This is a genomic window from Streptomyces sp. NPDC058955 (genome assembly GCF_042741435.1).
GTDB lineage: Bacteria > Actinomycetota > Actinomycetes > Streptomycetales > Streptomycetaceae > Streptomyces.
Genome location: NZ_JBHYKM010000018.1, coordinates 50,811 through 69,562, shown reverse-complemented (window position 1 = coordinate 69,562; position 18,752 = coordinate 50,811). Strand labels below are relative to the sequence as shown.

The following is an 18,752-nucleotide window of genomic DNA, read 5'->3' as shown; positions in this document are numbered from 1 at the left end:
GAGCCCCCCCCCCGGGGGCGCCCGCGCGCGCCCCCCCCCGCGGCGCGGCGGGGCGGCGCCCGAGACTCAACCGCGGGTCGTGACGGCCCACTTCTGGGCCAGGGTGCCGTTGCAGTCGTGGATCTGCAGCCGGCTGCCGTTGGTCGTGTCGCCGTACGGCAGGTCGAGGCACCGGGCCGAGGGCACATGGAGGATCGAACCGTCGGCCATGGGGATGAACTGCTGGGCGGGGGTGCCGTTGCATTCGTAGTACCCGACCTTGGACCCGTTGGCCGTGGCGCCACCGGTCACGTCGAGACAACCGCCCATCACCTTGAGCGCCTTCTTCGCCGCGTCGTAGCTCCAGAGCTGCGGCGCCGAGCCGTTGCAGTCCCAGATCACGATCGGATTGGAGGGGCTGGTGTTGCCGGTGTGGTTGTCGGCGCACTTGCCTCCGTGGGCGAAGGCGATCGGACCGGAGGCCCCCGACCAGGGATCGGTCGGACGCGCCTGGACGGTGACGTCGCTGATCTTCCCGGTGAACGACGCGGCCGGCGCGCCGGCCTCCTGGTAGCGGCCCAGGACGAGGGGCCCGGTGATCCCGGACTTCGTGGTGTGCATGCCGGTGCCGGCGAGCACCCCGTTGACGTACAGGGACATCAGGCCGCTGTCGGCGTTGTAGCTGGCGGTGAGCTTGTCCCAGCGGCCCACCTGGAAGGCAGCGGCGGCGGAGCCGCCCAGGTCGGTCAGGTCGTACGGCCAGCTGTCGTCGTCGGAGCGGGCCATGGCGAAGCGCCAGCGCTTCTGGTGCATGTCGGGCCAGATGGTGAAGCCGCTGGCCCGACGGCCGTCCTGGCTCGCGACGACCCCGCCGTCGTCGGCCGACGGATTGGCCCAGAGCGAGATCGTGAAGGACTTCGTCGTGTCGATCGCCTGCTCGGTGGTGGTCGGCGCGGGCGCGGCGGTGAGGGAGCCGGAGTTCCGGCCGTCGCCGGCGTCGCGCTGGAAGCGCGCCACCTTGGTGGCGCGGCCGTCGACGGTGTCGTCGACGAAGGACACGCCCGAGGGGCTGAGCACGCCCGGGTGGAGTCCGAGCGGCGCGGTGGTCGAGGGGCCGACCAGGTCCGTGGTCCGGCCCTCGGCGGTGGATCCGGTCAGGGGCAGCCGGGTGACGGCGCCCCGGGCGTCGCCCTGGGCCGTGGGGGAGGCGAGGGACGTGACCTTGCCGGGGACCGTGTCGGCGACACCGCGGAAGACGGTGATCTCGCCGGTGGCGGTACGGGCCCACAGGTCGGCGGCGCCGTCCCCGTCGAGGTCGCCGACCGAGCCGACCTCGGGGTACGCGGCGGTGTCGACGTTCTCCCGGAGGATCCTGCCCCCGGCGGGGTCGGTCAGCGCCGAGTAGTCGGGGGTGGCGCCGCCGGTGATCGGGTACGCGCGGATCGTGCCGGAGGCGCGGTGCCGGGCCCAGACCGTGGCCTGGCGCACCTCACCGGCTGCGGTGACCGTGGGCCCGTTGGCCGGGCCGGGATTGATCAGCTCGTATCCGTCCCAGTCGGCCGCTGCAGCGACGCGGGGGATGAGCTGGGCGGTTCCGAACTGGCCCGCGAAGTAGGTGCTGGGCCTCAGCAGCCACAGCTCCCCCTTCTCGACGGTGAGCGCCGAGGTGGCGGTGACCTTCTGGCCGGACTGCGTGATCTCGCCCTCGGGCGTGCCGATGGCGCTGATCTGCGTCACGTCGGACCAGGTGGGGTTGTACGACTCGGGGCAGGTCTCGGGGGCCGCGCCGAGGGTGAGGCTGCACTCGGTGGGCCGGTCGAGGGGACGGGACGCCGCTTCGCCGAACTTGCCGTGCCCGTCGTTCTCGATGAGGTACAGGACCTCCTTGAGGTCGGCGTGCGAGGTGTTGTGGACGATCAGCTGGTCGACCCGTTTCCCCCGGTCGAGGGTGCCGCGGTGGGTGATGTCGTAGTCGTTCCAGGTGGTCTTGTGCGTGAGGTCGTTCCCGGGCGCCGCGGCCGCGCCGGCCGAGGCCGCCGTGTCCGGGTCGGTGTTGCCGCCGACGATCCGCAGGTTGCCCTTCTCGTCGGGCAGGACGATGTCGGCGCTCAGGTCGCCGTTGGTGTCGCCGAAGACGGGCAGCAGGCCGGGCTTGGCCGGCGCGTAGTAGGTGTAGACGGCGGGCTGGCTGTAGTTGCCGGCGTTGTCCTGGGCCTGGACGTAGAGCATGTTCGTGCCCCAGGTGCCCGGCACCGCCTCGTACGTGGCCTGGCCGGCCCCGTCGGCGAGCCTGGTCCCGGGGTCACCGCACTTCCAGCCGGTGACCGGGGTCGGGCTGGTGCTGATCCGGAAGCAGGCCAGGCCGGAGCGGTTCGGGCCGGTGGAAGGCGCCGGGTCCTGGCCGGTGATCGTGAAGGAACCCGTCTCGTGGCTGTACTTCCGCGGGGTGGGGTTCGGCGTTCCGGACGGCGGGAAGTCCGTCGAGGTCACGGCGACGGACGGCGAGGTCTTGTCGACGCGGAAGAAGCAGCGCTCGGTCGGTGGAGAGGCCAGACCGCCGCTGGGATAGGCGTCGTAGGCGGTGGCCTGGTAGCCGTACCAGTGTCCGTCGGTCAGTGAACCGGCGGACACCGTCACGCCGTTGGGGTTCCAGCCCGAGCTCCAGGTGCCGAGGTCCTGGCTCCGGGAGTTGTCGGTGCCGTCGATGACGCTGAAGACGGTGTACAGGTTGAAGCCGAGCGGCGACCAGTTGGCGGCCGTCAGGCTGATGCTCTGGTTGTTGCCGACCCAGCCGGCGTCCTGCGGTGCCTGCCCGGGGATGTTGCACCCGGCGTAGGTGTTGGTGCGGGCGAAACCCGGTGCCGGGGTGACGCGCGGGCTCCAGGCGCTGGGCGCGATGTCGTAGTGCGTCTCGATGTGCGGGTTGCTGGCGATGCGCTTGCGGTACAGCTTCTCGTACTCGTTGTCGGGGGCGATGGCCACCGTGAAGTCGGCCCACTTCTCGGCCGCCGCCCGCTGCATGTGCCAGGAGACGTCGAAGCTGATGGGGCCGGTGCCGGTGATCCAGTCGGAGTCGCCGATCTTGCTGCACCCCTGCATGTGGCCGCCGGTGCCGCAGGGCTGGGCGTTCCAGCGGGTCCACTGGTTGATCGGACCGGTCCAGTACAGGCCGAGCGGCACGTTGGTGCTCGGGCTCGACGCGGTCTTGACCTCGGCGTGGAGGGTCGAGCCGTAGATCGTCGGGGGGTACGGGGCCCCGCTCGGCTGGGTGTGGAGCAGCGGGTTCACGCCGATGCGGAAGTAGGCGCGGTACCGGCCGTATCCGGTGCAGTCGCTGTAGCCGCAGTATCCGGTGCCGAGTTCGCCGATGGCGTTGTAGTTCTGGGTCTCGGGATGGTTCTCCTGGACCTGGACGGATCCGTTGGCCTGGCTGTCGGCGCTGAAGGTCGGGTCGATGTACCAGGGCCCCTGGCCCTTGCCGAGGGTGGCGGCGTCCGGGACGAGGTCGAAGCCGCCGGGCGTGGTCCGGATGCCGACCTCGGCGACGGTGGCCCGCTCCCCGGGCATGTCGGGGGTGGAGACCTGGCCGGCGGCCGGTTCCGTGCTCCTCGCCGCCGAGGAGGCGGCCTTCCCCGCGGAGTTCCTGGCCGGTGCGGCCGAGTCCCACTGGAAGGGGGTCGGCGCGTGCATCCGGGTGCGGCCCTTGCCGTCCTTGACCCGGAGGTTGCCGTCGGCGTCGGCGCCGAGGCTCAACCCCTTGGCGAAGACCGGGAAGTGAAGCCTTTTCAGCCGTGGGTCGGCAGCCGCGGCGGCGGTGCGGACGACGATGACGTCCCGCCAGCCGCCGTCGGGCAGTGCCGTGACCAGGAGATCGACGTCGGGCAACACCTCCGCGTACGTGGCGGTGTCCCCGTCGAGCGTCGGGGCCGGCAGGGGGAACGGCGCGGTGACGTCGAGCCGGGTGCCGTCGGAGGTCGCGATGGAGGCCAGCGGCCCCGTGCCGCCGCCCGACACCGTGAGGGAGTTGGCGGTGACGCGGGGGCCGATCGTGCCGTCGGCGTTCCTGACCAGGGTGGTGTCGAGATCGGCCCACGCCTTGCCCCGCTTGGTGCGGACGGGCCGCGCGTGGTCCGTGGTCGTCATGGTTCCGTCGGGGTTCGCCAGCGTGCGCGAGCGCTCGGTGGTGAGCGCTTCCACGACGACGGCGCGGCCGGTGCGCTTGGCCTCCGCGCGCGCGGCGAGGGCCGCCCTCTGCTCGGGCGTCGTCGGCGGCGCCGACACGCCGACGCCCGTGGGCTGTTGGGGCAGGGTGCCGTCGTCCGCGCCGGCGGTGGTCGGGACGGCGGCGAGCGTCAGGGCGCTCGCGACGACCACGGCGGCCAGCGGCGACCAGGCTCTTCGGAGCCCGGGTGAACGGCGTCCGGAGGCCCGGACGGTGCTGTGGTGCATGGTGAGTTCGATTCCTCCCGTTGGCCCGCCCCGAAGGACAGGCGTTCGATGCGGAACCCTGCGGGCTCACCGACAGTCACGTCAAACGCCGATGTCCGTCATGAGGCTCTTTGAATGATCTTGTGACGCTCAACTCCCGCAATTCCACTGCCTGGTTCCGGATCGTGATCATTTCTTTGCGCTTCATCGGCCCTGCCGCCACCGCCAGTCGCGCCCGGTCGTGGTGACATGTCTCGCCCTCCACCGGGAGGGCGCACGGTCCGAGAAATGAACAACGGGGGGATTCGTCATGAGGGCGCAGCATGCCCGCATGTCCGCACGCCGTCTGCTGCCACGCGGAAGACGCATCGTCGGACTGGCCACCGGACTGGTGTCCGCGGCCGCACTCCTGGTCGTGCCGTCGGCGACGGCGGGACCGCCGTCCGAGAAGGTGTGGGTCCCGCCCTACACCGCGCTCGGCTCCGGCACGCCGACGGTCGAGGGCGGACCGCTCCGGCCCACCGCACTGCCCCGCCCCGCGTACCCGGTGCCCGCGTCCTGGGTGCCGCAGCCGCAGGCGACGCGTGCGCTTCCGGGCTCCGCGACCGTCGAGCTCGGTGTCGACGGGGCCGAGGCCTCCGCCGCCCGCACCGCGACCGGCGGGGCCTCCCCGGCCTCCGGCGGCGGCAGGCCCGTCCGCGCCGGGAACCTCCCGGTCACCCTGGCCCCCGCCTCCGGCGCGGCCCCCCGCGAACGGCGGATCGACGTGACCCTCGCCGACCAGGCGGTCGGCCGCAGGCTCGGCGTCTCCGGCCCCGTCCTGGGACTGACGGAGCGGCCCGCCGCATCCGCCCCGCAGGGCCGGAAGGCCCCGGGCGGCACGCCGTCCGACCGGCGGATACGCGTCGCCGTGGACCTGGCGGCGGCGGGGGCGAGCGGCTGGCTCGACCGGGCCCGGCTCGTCGCCCTCCCGGCCTGCGCGCTCACCACCCCCGACCGCGCCGAGTGCCGTACCCGGCGCCAGGTCGACGCCGAGGTCGACCTGCGCGCCCGGACCCTCACCGCCGACGTGACACCGGCGTCCGCCCCCGCCCCGGCCACCACCGGCGGCGTCCAGCGGGCCTCCTTCACGGCCGACACGGCCGGGACCGCCGGCACCGCCACCGTCCTGGCCGTGGAGAACACCGCGTCCGGTACCGCCGGTTCGTACGCCGCGACCCCGCTCACCTCCTCGTCCGGCTGGAGCGCCAGCGGCAACGCGGGCGGATTCTCCTACGCGTACCCCGTCGACGTGCCGCCGGCGATCGGCGGCATGACGCCCTCGGTGGCGCTCGGTTACGACTCCTCGGGCGTCGACGGCCGCAACTCGGCGCAGAACCCGCAGTCTTCGTGGGTCGGCGAGGGCTGGGGCTACGACGCCGGCTTCATCGAGCGTTCCTACAAGGACTGCGACAAGGCCGGCATCCCGAACTCCGGCGACCTGTGCTGGGGCGGCCACAACGCCGTCCTCAACCTCGCCGGCCACTCCGGGACCCTCGTCCGCGACGACGACACCGGCGTCTGGCGCCTCCAGAACGACGACGGCACCCGCGTGGAACGCCTCACCGGTGCGGCCAACGGCCTGCACGACGGCGAGCACTGGAAGGTGACCACCGCCGACGGCCTCCGCTACTACTTCGGCGTCGAGCACCTGCCCGGCGGCGACGGCACGGACCCCTCCGCCGAGTCCGCCTGGGGCGTGCCCGTCTACGCCCCCGCCGCCGGCGACCCCTGCCACACCGCCGCGTCCGGGACCGCCTCGTGGTGCCGCATGGGCTGGCGCTGGAACCTCGACCACGTCGTCGACCCGTACGGCAACCTCGTCAGCTACCGCTACGCCAAGGAGACCAACCGCTACCAGCGGGGCGCGGGCCAGACCAACGGCGCCGGCGTCCTGGAGCCGTACGAGCGCGGCGGCCACGTCCAGCGGATCGACTACGGCCGGCAGCTCTCGGAGCAGATCGCCGCCAAGGGCGCCCTGGTGCCCGGCGCACGCGTGAGCTTCGCCGTCGCGGAGCGCTGCAAGCCCTCCGGCGCGATCACCTGCGCGGAGGACCAGCGGACCACCGCGAACCAGTCCTCCTGGCCCGACGTGCCCCTCGACCAGCTCTGCGGCACCACCGGAACCTGCGCCAACGCCTCGCCCTCCTTCTTCACCACCAAGCTCCTCTCCGCGATCAGCACCGAGGTGCGCGTCGACGCCGCCCTCACCCCGGTCGACACCTGGACCCTGCGGCACGACTTCCCGAACCCCGGCGACGGCACCAAACCGGCCCTCTGGCTGTCCGGCATCACCCGCAAGGCGGGCAGCGGCATCTCCGCCCTCACCCTGCCCGAGGTCGCCTTCACCCCGCGTCTGCTCGCCAACCGCGTCGACGGCATGACGCCCGCCCAGCCCTCCTTCAACCGGCCCCGGATCCAGACGATCCGCACCGAGACCGGCGGCCAGATCACCGTCGGCTACGCGGACCCCGTGTGCTCGCGGGTCAAGGGCGTCATGCCGGCCTCGCCCGACACGAACACCAAGCCGTGCATGCCGGTCAAGTGGCGCCTGCCCGGCTCGACGTCGACCGAGCCCGTCCTCGACTGGTTCCACACGTACCTCGTCGCGCACGTCAGCGAACAGGACGCCGTCACCGGCTCGTTGGTGAAGACCACCGCGTACACCTACAACGGCGATGTTGCCTGGCACCGCAACGACGCCGAGTTCACCGACGCCAAGTACCGCACCTGGGACGAGTTCCGCGGCTACGCGACCGTCGACACCGTCACCGGCAGCGCCTACCCCGGCGAGGCCCCCCGGACCCGTCAGCGCACCACCTTCCTGCGCGGCATGGACGGCGACGTCAAGGCCGACGGCACCCGGCGGCACGTCTCCGTCACCAGCCCCCTCGACGGGGCCGGGGTCACCGACAGCGACTGGCTCGCCGGCACCCCGCTGGCCACGGAGATCTTCGAGAGCGCCGACCGGGACGTCGTACAGAGCGTCACCGGCCGCAGGACGAGCGGCGAGAAGGTCACCGCGACCCGCGCCCGGTCCGGCGGCATGCCCGACCTGGTCGCGCGCTACAGCTCGACCGAATCCGTCGAACTCGCCAAGGACCGCCTCGCCGACGGCTCGTGGCGCACCACGTCCAAGGTGACGAAGAGCGACCCGGACCACGCCAACCGCTCCGTCACCGTCGAGGACCGCGGTGACGGCACCGCCGCGACCCCGACCGTCTGCACCACCGTCCGGTACGCCACCGCTGAGGACGGCGCGCTCACCGGTCTCGTCGCCGAGAAGAAGACCCACCAGGGCGGCTGCGACACCACGGCGACCGCGCAGAACACCCTCAACGCCTCGCGCACGCTCTTCGACGGCAAGCCGTTCGGGCAGGCCGGCACGCGCGGCGCCCCCACCGGTTCGCTCGTCCTCGACCGCCACACGTCCGGCGGAGCCCCGGTCTACGCCCACGTGGGCAGCACCTCGTTCGACGTCCACGGCCGGGCCCTCACGGTCACCCGCGCCGACGGCTCCACCTACGACGAGGCGGGGGCGCGGCTGACGCCGCCGACCGTCACGCCGGCCGCGACGACGACCGCGTACACCCCGGCGACCGGCGCCCTCCCGGTGAAGGTGAGCACCACCGGCCCCATGGGCGAGGGCTGGACGGAGACCGTCACCCTGGATCCCGCGCGATCCACGCCGCTGACGACCACGGACGTCAACGGGCGCGTCACCACCATGCGGTACGACGCCCTGGGACGGCTCACCGCGGTCTGGAACCCGGAGCGCTCCACGACGCTCTCCCCGACGGCCCGCTTCGGCTACCGCATCGACGGCGTCACCGGACCCTCGGCCACCACCACCGAGACGCTCGCCAAGGACGGCAAGACGTACGCCGCCCAGATCGTGCTCCTCGACGGCCTCGGACGCGAGCGGCAGACCCAGTGGACCCCCGCCTCGCGGGCCACCGGCCGGCTCGTCACCGACACCGTGTACGACTCCCACGGCTGGCAGGTGAAGACCTCCGCCCCCTACTACGACGCCTCCTCGATCCCGGACACCACCGTCTTCCTGCCGGGCAACGACTCCCAGGTCCCGGCGCAGACCTGGACGGAGTACGACGGCGTCGGCCGCGTGGTGCGCGCCGAGTTCCGCTCGTACGGCAACGCCCAGTGGGCCACCGCCACCGCCTACCCCGGCGCCGACCGCACCGACGTCACCCCGCCCGCCGGCTCCGCGCCGGTGTCCACCGTCACCGACGCGCGCGGCCGGGTGACCGAGAACTGGCAGTACCGCACCACCACGGCCACCGGCACCCGGTCGGACGCCGACGTGAGCCGGTACGCGTACACCCCCGGCGGACTCCTCGCCTCGCACACCGACTCCGCGGGCAACACCTGGCGGTACGGCTACGACCTGCGGGGACGGAAGGTCTCGGCGGAGGACCCCGACGCGGGCACCACCCGGACCTCGTACGACATCGACTCCAACGTGGAGCGCACGGTCGACGCGAAGGGCCGGACGCTCGTCCACACCTATGACGTCCTCGGCCGCATGACGGCCCGGTACAAGGACGGCGTCGCGCCCGCCGACATGCTGGCCCGGTGGACGTACGACACCCTGCCCGGCGCCAAGGGCCACCCCGTGGCCTCCGTCCGCTACGTCGGCGGGGCCGACGGCGTCGCCTACACCAAGAGCGTCACCGGATACGACAAGGGCTACCGCCCGCTCGGCACCACCGTCGACATCCCGGCCGAGGAAGGCAGGCTCCAGGGCACCTACACCACGAACTACACCTACCACCCGATCACCGGCGACGTCCTCACGATGGCGCTGCCGGCCGCGGGCGACCTGGCAGCGGAGACCGTCGGCTACACCTACAACAACCACGGCCTGCTCTCCACCAGCAGGAGCCTGGACGAGAACCTCGTCGCGGCCATGGAGTACGACGCCCTGTCCCGTCCCGTCCGCACCACGGTCGGCGAACTCGGCGCACAGGTCGTCTCCACCCAGCAGTACGACTGGGCCACCGGCCGTCTCATCGCCTCCTTCCTCGACCGGGAAGGCGGCACGGTCTCCACCGACCAGTACAGCTACACGTACACGCCCTCCGGCCGGATCACCTCGATCACCGACCGGCAGGAAGCGACCGCCGTCGACGCCCAGTGCTTCACCTACGACCACCTCGGCAGGCTCACCCGCGCCTGGACCGACACGGGCGGGGTACGGACGACGGCCGACTGGACCGACTCGGCCGGCACCGTCCACGGCACCGGCAGCTCCGCCCACGTCCCCGGCACCGGCAGCTGCGTCAACGCCACCGGCCCGGCGACGACCCCGACCGGCACCCGCACGGTCGGCGGCCCGTCCCCGTACTGGCAGAGCTACGCCTACGACGCCACCGGCAACCGGCGCAGCCTGACCCGGCACGACATCACCGGCGACAGCGCCAAGGACGTCGTCACGACGCAGACCTTCGCCACCGGCCCCAACCAGAAGACGACGGCCGGCGGCACCGGCGGCGGCACCGGAGGCCCGCACGCCCTGCTGACCTCCACGACCGTCACCCCCGGCAGCCCCGACGAGGCCATCGGCTACCAGTACGACGCCACCGGCAACACCACCGCGATCACCGACCGGGCCGGCACCACCGACCTCACCTGGGACACCGAGGGCAAGCTCGACGCCCTGGACAGGACCGGGGACGAGGCGGACACCACGTACGTCTACGACGCGGACGGCAACCAGCTGATCCGCCACAACAAGGGCAGGACCACGCTCAACCTGCCCACCGACCAGGTCACCCTCGAAGGCGACCGGCTCTCCAACGTCCGCACCTTCGCCGCGCCCGGCGGCCTCACCCTCACCCGGGTCGGCACCCCCGTCAACGGCACCTCCCTCCTGGTCCAGTCGGCCGACCACCACGGCACCGGCAGCGTCCAGATCGGACTCGACAGCACCCAGGCCGTCACCCGCAGGGCCACCGACCCGTTCGGCACCCCGCGCGGCACCCAGCCCCCCGCACCGTCCTGGGCGGGCGACAAGGGCTTCGTCGGCGGCAGCAAGGACGACACCACCGGTCTGACCAACCTCGGCGCCCGGCAGTACGACCCCGGCCGCGGCCGTTTCATCAGCACCGACCCGCTGCTCAACCCGGAGGACCCGCAGCAGTGGAACGGCTACGCCTACAGCAACAACAACCCGGTCAACCAGAGTGACCCCAGCGGCCTGATCTCCTACGACCAGGACACCGGCGTCGCGGCCGGCGGCAACGCCCAGCAGACGCAGCAGGCCGTCAACACCATCCGCTCCAAGCCCGGCTACCGCGACCCGCAGCCGGTCACCTCGGGCGGCGGCAGCAAGGGCTACTCCCCGAACGACTGCCGCCACACCAACAGCTGCCTCACCACGCTCCAGGACCGGACGATGAACTCGTTCCTGAACGCGGTGGAGCTGTCGTTCAACCACGAGATCGTGCGCAACTCCAGCAACACCAGCACGGCCGACATCAACCGGGTCATGCAGAAGTACAACCACGGCGCCTCGACCGTGCAGTACGCGGCGATCCAGATGTACCTGTTCGGCGCCACGGAGGAGGAGACGGCCTTCTTCTACGAGAACCCGTGCCTCTTCATCGAGTGCTACGCCGGTCTCGACATCTTCGAGAGCCCGAACGGCAACATCTATGTCTCCCCGTTCGGCCTCTCCCCGTCGGAGAAGTTCGGCGCCAACGTGGGCGCGTCGATGGGCGGCAGAACGCCGGGCGGCCGGCCGGGCAAGGCCGGCGGAGCCGCGAACCGGGGGCCGTCGGGCCTCTCCGCGCTCGCCCAGTGCTTCCGCGACAAGCACAGCTTCACCGCCGACACGCTGGTGAGCGTCGAGGGCGGCGGAACGAAGCGGATCGCCGACATCGAGACCGGCGACAAGGTCCTCGCCACCGACCCGCAGACGGGCGAGACCTCCTACCGGACCGTCACCGCGGTCATCGTCACCCGCGACGACAAGCAGTTCACGGACCTGACGATCGAGGGCCCGCCGAACGAAGCCCCCCGCACCCTCACCACCACCGAGCACCACCCCTTCTGGAGCGTCGCGGAAGCCCGCTGGGTCGACGCCACCGCCCTCCGCCCCGGCGACCACCTCCGCCGCCCCGACGGCACCACGGCCAAGGTGACCGCGACCCGCGACCACCACCGCGAAGCCACCACGTACGACCTCACGGTGGCGGGGCTGCATACGTACTATGTGGTCGCGGGCGAGACGCCGGTCCTCGTTCACAACAACGGCCCCGGCTGTGGATCGATTTGGATCGATTCGAACAAGATTCCTCACCATTTCAAGCATGCAGAGGACTTCGGGATCATCGGAAAGGAAAGCAAGGCCACCAAGCAGGCTTTCGTGAATGCCTTGAAGAGCTTCGTCGGGAATCCGGGAAACCTTCAAATCGCAGGTACTTATCGGGGAACTGCGGCGCGGCACTACGTGGACACCAATACGGGACGTCATGTATCGGTCGACATTGAATCCGGGCAGATGCTGGGTGCCTGGAGATCGGATCCGACATCGGACCAGTTCCGGTACCTCATTGAACAAGGGAAGCTGTGATGGCCAAGCTTGAGCCATTCTTGGCACTCGCGACAGCAGTGGCAGAGGGAAGGATTTCGGCGGCCGAGTTCTCGGTAGTCTGCCTTCCGTTGTACAAGAACTACCCGGGGCGATTTCCGTCGCATGAGCAGTATGAGGTCGCCACCGAATTGTTCTATGTGGCCAACGATCACTATGCTGGCGACTCTGATACGCCGGTGGGTGCGTTGAGTGATGAGCAAGTTAGAGCGGCAGCCGCAGAAATCGCCGAGAGGATGCGATCACTACTCCAGTGATCATGGTCCGGTAGGGTTTCTGTCGTGAATCTCTATGCGCGCATGCCCACGGCAACGGAGATCCTTGTTGTCGTGGGCATGCGCGCTTTGACGGCAACGTCAGCGGACGACGGCTGCGGTGGGCGGGTCGTCGTTGTCGTCGTCGGCCCGGCGGTGACGCCGACGCGGGCGTGGCCGAGGAGTTCCTTGATGACGACGAGGTCGACGCCTTGTTCCAGGAGGAGGGGGCGGTCGAGTGTCGGAGGTCGTGGAAGTGGATGCGCCGGACTGTCGACGTCGAACCGAAGCCCCACCGGCTGCCGCTGGTGGGGCTTCGGCCGGTTCGGTCCCGCCTCATGGGGGGCGCCTACCCCGGACGGGCCGCGAGCGTGTCCAGGGCCTCGTCCAGCGTCGTCGCCGCCATGATCAGGGAGAGGTGGGTGAACGCCTGGGGGAAGTTGCCCAGTTGTTCGCCCGTCGGGCCTATCTCCTCGGCGAACAGGCCGACATGGTTGGCGTACGTGAGCATCTTCTCGAAGGCGAAGCGGGCCTGCCGCACCCGGCCGGCCCGGGCCAGCGCGTCCACGTACAGGAAGGTGCAGAGGCTGAACGTGCCCTCCGCGCCGCGCAGTCCGTCGGGCGCGGCCCCGGGGTCGTAGCGGTGGACCAGGCTGTCGCGGACGAGGGCGCGCTCGATCGCGTCGAGGGTGCTCAGCCACAGCGGGTCCGTGGGGCCGAGGAGGCCCGTGCGGGGGATCAGCAGGAGGGAGGCGTCCAGCACCTCCCCGCCGAAGTACTGGGTCAGCGCCTTGCGGCGGTCGCTCCATCCGCGCCGCATGACCTGCGAGAAGATCTCGTCCCGGGCCGCCCGCCAGGTGTCCAGGGCCGCCGGGCGGCCGAACTCCTCGGCCAGCCGCAGGCCCCGGTCGAAGGCCACCCAGGACATCACCCGGCTGAAGGTGAAGTCCTTCCGGCCGCCCCGGGTCTCCCAGATGCCCTCGTCGGGCGCGTCCCAGGACTCCGCGAGCCAGTCGAGCATGCCCGACACCGCCCGCCACCCCTCGTACGTCGGCTGGACGTCCTGGCCGGTGCCCTGCGCGAGCGCGTACAGCGACTCGCCGAAGATGTCGAGCTGGAGCTGGTCCGCCGCGGCGTTCCCGACCCGCACCGGCGCCGATCCCCGGTAGCCCTCGTACTCCGTGAGGATCTCCTCCGGGAGCGACGGGTCGCCGTCCACCCGGTACATGATCTGCAGCGGCCGCCCGCCCGAAGGTCCCCGCGACCGCTCGGTCACCCGCGCCGTCAGCCAGTCCGTGAACGCCGCCGCCTCCTCGGCGAAGCCCAGGTCGAGCAGCGCCCGTACGGCCAGCGAGCCGTCCCGCACCCAGGTGTAGCGGTAGTCCCAGTTCCGCTCGCCGCCCACCTGCTCCGGCAGCCCCAGGGTGGGCGCCGCGATCGGCGCCCCCGACGGCAGGTACGTCAGCAGCTTCAGCGTGATCGCCGAGCGGTGCACCATGTCGGGCCAGCGCCCCCGGTACCGCGCGGTGCGCACCCACCGCTGCCAGAAGTCCACCGCGTCCCACAGCGCCGCTTCCACCTCCGTCACGTCCGGCAGCGGCGGCGGCTCCGCCTCGGGACCGTCCAGGGTGAACGACGCCCCGGCGACCTGTCCCTCGGACAGCTCCAGACGCCCTCGTACGTCGTACGGCCCGTCCCGCTCCAACGGCACGTTCGACTGGAGGAAGCCCGCCATCGCGGCCGAGCGGAAGGCCGCCGTGCGGCCGTCGACCCGGGTCTCGTGCGGGGTCCGCCCGAAGCCGAACCGCGGCCGGCACTCCAGCGTGAAGGTGACGCTGCCGCGCGTGCACCGCATCACCCGCATCAGCGCGTGCCGGTCGGTCGGCCGCCCGGTGCGGTCCGGCGGCATCCAGTCCATCAGCTCGCCCACCCCGTCCGGCGACATGAACCGGGTCACGAGCATCGCCGTGTCCGGGTAGTAGAGCTGCTTGACCGTCACGTCCGGCCCGTCGACCGAGAGCCGGAAGTAGCCGCCCCGGTCGTGGTCGAGGAGCGCCGAGAAGACCCCCGGCGAGTCGAAGCGGGGCGCCGCGAACCAGTCGACCACGCCCTCGTCGGAGATGAGCGCGGCCGTCTGGAGGTCGCCCACCAGCCCGTGCTCGGCGATGAGCGGATAGCGCTTCACCCCTCCACTATCGGCGAGCGCGCCCCGGCGCGCGCCCGCGACGAGATGCCGCCGCCGGACGACGGGCGCACCATGGACGGAGAACGACGTACCGGTGGGGAGTGAGGAAGCACAGCCGGCTCGGGGACGTGCGTATCGGGACCTGGCGGCGCCATGACAGCAACGCCCGCGGCCCAGCGGGGCCGCCCCGCGAAGCAGAGCAGCCTCTACCGCCTCGGGCACTGGTGCGCCCGCCACTTCGTCGTCGTGGTGGCCCTCTGGCTGGCCGCCCTCGTCGGACTGCAGATCACCGACCGGGCGGTCGGCGGCCAGTACTCCGACGACTTCGACCTGCCCGGCGCCCAGTCCTCCGACGGTCTGTCCGTCCTGGAGGCGCACGACCCTGCGGCCGGCGGATACGGCGCGCAGATCGTCCTCAACGACCCGTCCAAGCCGCTCACCGACGAGGCGTCCGCCGTGAACTCGGCGGTCACCGCCCTGGAGAAGCTGCCGGACGTCATCGGCGCCCAGAACCCGCTGCCGCCGCCCGGCTCCACCCCGCCCCCGGCGTCCTCGACCACCCCGAACACGGGCCCGCTGTCCAGCGACGGCAAGACCGCCTACATCACGGTCCGCTTCAGCGTGCCGCCGTCGACGCTCGGCGACGACTACCTGACCGGCGTCGACAGCGCCGTACAGCCGCTCCGCGACGCCGGCGTCACCGTCGAGTACGGCGGCTCGCTCGGCGAGCTCGCCCGCCCCGCCGCCGACGACCGCACCAGCGAGGCCATCGGCTTCGCCGTCGCGATCGTCGTCCTGCTGATCGGCTTCGGCAGCGTCATCGGCGCCGTGATGCCCCTGGTCACCGCACTCATCGGCGCGGTCTGCGGGCTCGCGCTGCTCGGTCTGATGGCCGCCGCCTTCACCTTCGGAACCGTCTCGCCCACGCTGGCCACGATGATCGGCCTCGGCGTCGGCATCGACTACGCGCTGTTCCTGATCACCCGCCACCGGCAGAACGTCATGAACGGCCACGATCCCGCCGACTCCGCCGGCCTGGCCACCACCACCAGCGGCCGCGCGGTCCTCGTCTCCGGCTGCACGGTCGTCATCGCCCTGTCAGGCCTGTGGGTCTCCGGCGTCACCTTCATCGGCAAACTGGGCCTGGCGGCGGCCTTCACCGTCGTCACCGCCGTCCTCGCCGCGCTCACCCTCGTCCCCGCCCTGCTCGGCCTCGTCGGCAGGCGCATCGACCGCTACCACGTCCGCAAGCCGGTCGCCGAGACGGACGCCGAGCCCGGAGCGGAAGCCCACGGCACCTGGCACCGGTACGCCCAGCGCGTCGAGCGGCGCCCCTGGTACTTCCTCGTCGGCGGCGTCGTCGCCCTGCTGGTCCTGGCCTTCCCGCTGCTCTTCATCCAGCTCGGCCACATCGGCGACGGAGCCGACCCCAAGTCCTTCACCGACCGGCGCGCCTACGATCTGATCTCCACCGCCTTCGGTCCGGGCGCCAACGGCCCCCTGACCGTCGTCGTCGACCAGTCCGCCGTGCCGTCCGCCGACCGCGCCGACCTCGCCACCAGCCTCCAGAAGGCGCTCACCGGCGTGCCCGACGCCGCCTCCATCACGCCGCTGAAGGCCACCGCCGACGGCGACGTCCTCGTCGGCACCGCCTACTCGGTCGCCTCCCCGCAGGACGAACGGACCACCGACCTCACCAACCACCTGGTCGACGACGTCCTCCCGCAGGCCGTCGCCGGCACGGACGCGCAGACCTACGTCACCGGCACGACCGCCGCCCAGGTCGACTTCCTCGACCTCGTCTCCAGCCGGCTGCCGCTCATCATCGCCGTGGTCGTCGCCCTCGCCTTCCTGGTGATCCTCACCGTCTTCCGCGGCCTCCTCGTCGCGGTCAAGGCCGCCGTCCTCAACGTCCTCTCGATCGCCGCCTCCTACGGCGTGGTGGTCGCCGTCTTCCAGTGGGGCTGGGGCGGACCCGCGCTCGGCGTCTCCGGGAAGGTGCCCATCGAGAGCTATGTGCCGATGATGATGTTCGCGATCGTCTTCGGCCTGAGCATGGACTACGAGATCTTCCTGCTCTCCCGGGTGCGGGAGGCTTGGCTGCGCACCGGCGACTCCAAGGCGAGCGTCGCCCACGCCCTGGAGATCACCGCCCGGGTGATCACCTGCGCCGCCCTCATCATGGTGAGCGTCTTCGCCGCCTTCGTCGTCTCCGACAACATCGTGGTCAAGATGCTCGGGCTGGGCCTCGCCGCCAGCGTCCTCATCGACGCGACGGTGGTCCGGCTCCTGCTGGTGCCCGCGGTGATGACCCTGCTCGGCAAGCACGCCTGGTGGACCCCGCGGTGGCTGGACCGGATCCTGCCCCACCTGGACACCGAGGGCGAGGAGGCCGTCAGGCGGGACGAGGCCGCCGCGGCGCCGTCCAGCCGCTGAAAACGCGCCGTCCCGCCGCTGAAAACCGGCGGACGCGACGGCCGTGACCAGGCAGAATGCCGCCATGATCCAGGACGACAGCCGTACCGCCGTGCCGTGCACGGGAGCCGACGAGCGCACCACGCTCTCCGCCATGCTGCAGTTCCAGCGGGACACCCTCGCCTGGAAGTGCTCCGGGCTCACCCCGGAGCAGCTGAGGGAACGGGCCGTGCCGCCGTCGAACCTCTCCCTGCTCGGACTGGTCCGGCACGCCGCCGAGGTCGAGCGCGGCTGGTTCCGGAACGTGCTGGCCGGGGAGGACAGTCGCAGTCCCTGGACCCCGCCCGGCTCCACCGAATGGGCCGACTTCGACGTCGAACACGCCGACGCCGAAGCGGACTTCGCCGTCTGGCGGGCCGAGTGCGCCCGCTCCCGGGCGATCGTGGACGCGGCCGACTCGCTCGACGCGACCGGGACGCTGGGGGAGGAGACGTACTCCGTCCGCTACGTCCTCGCCCACATGATCGAGGAGTACGCCCGGCACAACGGCCACGCGGACCTGCTCCGCGAGCGCATCGACGGCGCCACGGGGGAGTGACGGGAGCCATGACGACTCCTCAGCACCCGGACGTCGCCGAGGCGATCACGCGCGAGTGCCTGCTCCACGACCCCGTCGTCCGGCGGTCCCGGCAGCGCGCCGAGGAGCTGTTCGACCCGGAGTTCACCGAGGTCGGCGCCTCGGGACGGCTCTGGACGCACGCGGAGATGCTCGCCGCCCTGGCCGGGCTGCACGGCGGCGAGGACGGTCCGCCGATCGTGGCCACGGCCTTCGCCGGGACGGCCCTGGCGCCCGGACTCGTCCACCTCACCTACGAGACCGTCATCGACGGCCGGCACGCCCGGCGTTCCTCGGTCTGGCGTCGCGACGCCGCCGGCACGCTCCGACTCTTCTACCACCAGGGCACACCGGTGCCGGGCGCCGCGTAGCGCCCGTCCGGGGACGCCGCTCAGGCGTCCGTCACGCAGTCCGCCGCGCATCCGTACCGCCGGAAGCCCCGCCGCAGCGCGGCGGCGGCGTGCTGCCGCTCGACCTGCTCGTGCCCGTACCGCTCCCGCGCCAGCCGCTCCACCTCCGCGACCGTCACGATGGCGGGCTCGCCGTCGCCGGCGGCGCGGCGGGCCGCCACGATCGCCTGCTCGGTGGCCCGTTCCAGGTCCCGGACGTACGCCGCGTGCGCCATCCGGCCGGCCCTGCGGGCGGCGAACGGGCGCACGGCCCGCCCCTTCCACACGATCCCGGCCGCGATCAGGACGAGCCCGGGGCCGAGCAGGAACACGCCGCCCACGACCTCCTTGGCGGTCCACCCCATGTGCCGTCGCCTCCCCCCGTCCCCCGTCCGCCGGCCGTCGATTCTACGGCCGGCGCCGCCGGTCACGCCTGCACGAGGTCGCCGTGCCGGTGCACCACCCGCCAGGCGCCGTCCTCGCGCCGGTACGTCTGGGTGGCGCGCAGCGTGTAGGTGCGGGCCTCGCCGTCCACCGAGGCCGAGATGTGTTCGAAGCACGCGGTGTAGGCGGCGTCGCCGACCACGTCGTGGCTCAGCACCTCGATGCGGTAGGAGGTGCAGGCGGAGAAGCGCTTGGCGAGCGCCGTGAACAGCGTGTCCACGTCCTCCCGGCCGAGCGCGTTGTACCACGCGCCCAGGACGCTCACCGGCTCGCGCCGCGACCAGAGCGCCCGGCGCGGCGCCGGGTCCCCGTCGTGCAGCGCCCGCTCGGCGGCCTGGAGGTCGGTCCTGACCCACGTCAGGAAGTCGTCCCGGTCGGTCATGCCTTCATC

At 72.0% G+C, this 18,752-nt stretch carries 9 protein-coding genes; 5 read left to right on the top strand and 4 right to left on the bottom strand.

The window, feature by feature from the left end:
- Window positions 1-66 precede the first annotated feature (66 nt).
- Complete coding sequence (locus tag ACFW1I_RS10530) at window positions 67-4,428, bottom strand: ricin-type beta-trefoil lectin domain protein (RefSeq protein ID WP_384668434.1); 4,362 nt, start codon at window positions 4,426-4,428, stop codon at window positions 67-69.
- Window positions 4,429-4,738: 310 nt separating this feature from the next.
- Between ACFW1I_RS10530 and ACFW1I_RS10525 the strand changes: the two genes are divergently transcribed.
- Together ACFW1I_RS10525 and ACFW1I_RS10520 are read left to right on the top strand one after the other, a co-directional pair.
- Window positions 4,739-12,040, top strand: a complete 7,302-nt coding sequence (locus ACFW1I_RS10525; RefSeq protein WP_384668432.1) for a polymorphic toxin-type HINT domain-containing protein — start codon at window positions 4,739-4,741, stop codon at window positions 12,038-12,040.
- Window positions 12,040-12,315, top strand: a complete 276-nt coding sequence (locus tag ACFW1I_RS10520; RefSeq protein WP_384668430.1) for a hypothetical protein — start codon at window positions 12,040-12,042, stop codon at window positions 12,313-12,315. The genes ACFW1I_RS10525 and ACFW1I_RS10520 overlap by 1 nt, the downstream gene beginning before the upstream one ends.
- A gap of 346 nt (window positions 12,316-12,661) precedes the next feature.
- Here ACFW1I_RS10520 and ACFW1I_RS10515 read toward each other — a convergent pair whose 3' ends face one another.
- The gene (locus tag ACFW1I_RS10515) at window positions 12,662-14,497 is read right to left on the bottom strand and encodes a glycoside hydrolase family 15 protein (RefSeq protein WP_384668428.1); all 1,836 of its coding nucleotides are present in this window, start codon (window positions 14,495-14,497) and stop codon (window positions 12,662-12,664) included.
- A gap of 153 nt (window positions 14,498-14,650) precedes the next feature.
- Between ACFW1I_RS10515 and ACFW1I_RS10510 the strand changes: the two genes are divergently transcribed.
- The 3 genes from ACFW1I_RS10510 (at window position 14,651) to ACFW1I_RS10500 (ending at window position 17,899) form a co-directional block, all read left to right on the top strand.
- Window positions 14,651-16,933, top strand: a complete 2,283-nt coding sequence (locus ACFW1I_RS10510) for an MMPL family transporter (protein WP_384668426.1) — start codon at window positions 14,651-14,653, stop codon at window positions 16,931-16,933.
- A gap of 64 nt (window positions 16,934-16,997) precedes the next feature.
- Window positions 16,998-17,510 carry a DinB family protein gene (locus ACFW1I_RS10505; RefSeq protein ID WP_384668424.1) on the top strand — a complete coding sequence of 171 codons (513 nt, stop codon included), beginning with the start codon at window positions 16,998-17,000 and terminating at the stop codon, window positions 17,508-17,510.
- 8 nt (window positions 17,511-17,518) lie between these two features.
- Window positions 17,519-17,899 carry a DUF4440 domain-containing protein gene (locus ACFW1I_RS10500; protein ID WP_384668422.1) on the top strand — a complete coding sequence of 127 codons (381 nt, stop codon included), beginning with the start codon at window positions 17,519-17,521 and terminating at the stop codon, window positions 17,897-17,899.
- A 20-nt stretch (window positions 17,900-17,919) separates the two neighbouring features.
- Here the strand turns inward: ACFW1I_RS10500 and ACFW1I_RS10495 are convergent, their stop codons facing one another.
- Complete coding sequence (locus tag ACFW1I_RS10495) at window positions 17,920-18,282, bottom strand: hypothetical protein (RefSeq protein ID WP_384668420.1); 363 nt, start codon at window positions 18,280-18,282, stop codon at window positions 17,920-17,922.
- Window positions 18,283-18,344: 62 nt separating this feature from the next.
- Window positions 18,345-18,743, bottom strand: coding sequence for a nuclear transport factor 2 family protein (locus tag ACFW1I_RS10490; RefSeq protein WP_384668418.1), 399 nt, complete (start codon window positions 18,741-18,743; stop codon window positions 18,345-18,347).
- Between the last annotated feature and the right edge of the window lie 9 nt (window positions 18,744-18,752).

Coding starts and splice junctions, on each gene's coding strand:
- ACFW1I_RS10495 (WP_384668420.1), bottom strand. CDS start 18,282: ATGGGGTGGACCGCCAAGGAGGTCGTGGGCGGCGTGTTCCTGCTCGGC.
- ACFW1I_RS10490 (WP_384668418.1), bottom strand. CDS start 18,743: ATGACCGACCGGGACGACTTCCTGACGTGGGTCAGGACCGACCTCCAG.
- ACFW1I_RS10520 (WP_384668430.1), top strand. CDS start 12,040: ATGGCCAAGCTTGAGCCATTCTTGGCACTCGCGACAGCAGTGGCAGAG.
- ACFW1I_RS10525 (WP_384668432.1), top strand. CDS start 4,739: ATGTCCGCACGCCGTCTGCTGCCACGCGGAAGACGCATCGTCGGACTG.
- ACFW1I_RS10530 (WP_384668434.1), bottom strand. CDS start 4,428: ATGCACCACAGCACCGTCCGGGCCTCCGGACGCCGTTCACCCGGGCTC.
- ACFW1I_RS10510 (WP_384668426.1), top strand. CDS start 14,651: ATGACAGCAACGCCCGCGGCCCAGCGGGGCCGCCCCGCGAAGCAGAGC.
- ACFW1I_RS10505 (WP_384668424.1), top strand. CDS start 16,998: ATGATCCAGGACGACAGCCGTACCGCCGTGCCGTGCACGGGAGCCGAC.
- ACFW1I_RS10500 (WP_384668422.1), top strand. CDS start 17,519: ATGACGACTCCTCAGCACCCGGACGTCGCCGAGGCGATCACGCGCGAG.